At 48.4% G+C, this 1,152-nt stretch carries 2 protein-coding genes and 1 pseudogene; 2 read left to right on the top strand and 1 reads right to left on the bottom strand.

Annotated elements, in window-relative coordinates:
• Nucleotides 1-143: pseudogene (locus R8N46_RS25130) on the top strand (LysR family transcriptional regulator); the annotation flags it as partial.
• Nucleotides 136-519 carry a VOC family protein gene (locus R8N46_RS25125; protein ID WP_318189761.1) on the top strand — a complete coding sequence of 128 codons (384 nt, stop codon included), beginning with the start codon at nucleotides 136-138 and terminating at the stop codon, nucleotides 517-519. The pseudogene R8N46_RS25130 and the gene R8N46_RS25125, both read left to right, overlap by 8 nt.
• A 47-nt stretch (nucleotides 520-566) precedes the next feature.
• Here R8N46_RS25125 and R8N46_RS25120 read toward each other — a convergent pair.
• Nucleotides 567-1,152 (bottom strand): PepSY domain-containing protein (locus R8N46_RS25120; RefSeq protein ID WP_318189760.1); only part of this gene is annotated, 586 nt, incomplete at its 5' end.

Genomic DNA, 1,152 nt, shown 5'->3' with positions numbered 1-1,152 from the left:
TGTCCGATTGGATGATCAAAAGTAACTACCACGGTGCGGTCGCCATGCAGTACGCACAAACCAAATACATGCCTGCACGTCTGCGTGTATTTCTCGACTTTGTAAACGAACATCTCGTGTCTAAGGAACCCAACCATGTTTAATGCGATTCATCACGTCGCTATCATTTGCAGTGATTACCCAACATCAAAGCATTTTTACACCGAAGTGCTAGGGCTAAAAATCATCGCAGAAAACTATCGTGAAACGAGAGATTCCTACAAACTCGACCTTGCGTTGCCGGACGGAAGTCAAATCGAGCTGTTCAGCTTTCCCGGCGCACCGGAGCGACCAAGCTTTCCGGAGGCGCAAGGCTTGCGACATTTGGCGTTTCAAGTCGACAACGTTGAAGAAGTAAAAGCGTATCTGGAATCCAAACACATCGCTGTTGAACCCATTCGCATTGATGAGTTTACGGGCAAAGCATTTACGTTCTTCCAAGATCCCGACGACTTACCATTGGAGCTTTATCAAAAGTAAAAAGAGCCAGCAATTCGCTGGCTCTTGTTTTATACCAATACGACACCTTAGTTCAGTGCTGCTTTTAGCTTCTCGACACGGTTGAACACCACCCAGTCCAACAGCAAAACGCTCACAATGGCTAAACCGCCCATCGGGAACGCGGCACAAATGGCAACCAATGTGGCTAACCCCAATTTCCACATTCCGTCATGTTGAAATTGTGGCGGCGCGCCAAGCGATGCGCTGCGACTTGGTCGACGGAACCACCACATCACCACTCCGGAAATAGCAATCAGAATAAATGCCAGACAGAACAGCACATTCAACGCCTTGTTGATGATGCTTACGTCTCCTTGGTGAAGTGAGACACCCGCAGCCATTAACTTGGCAAACCAGCTGTAATCCTGCCAAGTCACATCCACCAGCAAACGACCTGAGTATTGGTCAAAATGGCTGGTTCGATCTTGTCTTGGGTCAGAGATGTCCCCTCCCATTGAGTTGGCTGCAACGGTGTAAACACCGTTATCTGAACGAGGCAAGAATATTTTGTAGCTGGTAAAGCCCATCATTTCTGCTTTAAGAATAATGTCGTCAATCGATAACGCGCGATGGCTCGCCGTGTAAGACGCCCCCCTTTCCATGTTCGCGTGA

This window comes from Vibrio sp. 1874, assembly GCF_033344395.1.
GTDB lineage: Bacteria > Pseudomonadota > Gammaproteobacteria > Enterobacterales > Vibrionaceae > Vibrio > Vibrio alginolyticus.
The sequence above is the reverse complement of the archived record's forward strand: the minus strand, read 5'-3'. Positions and strand labels throughout refer to the sequence as shown.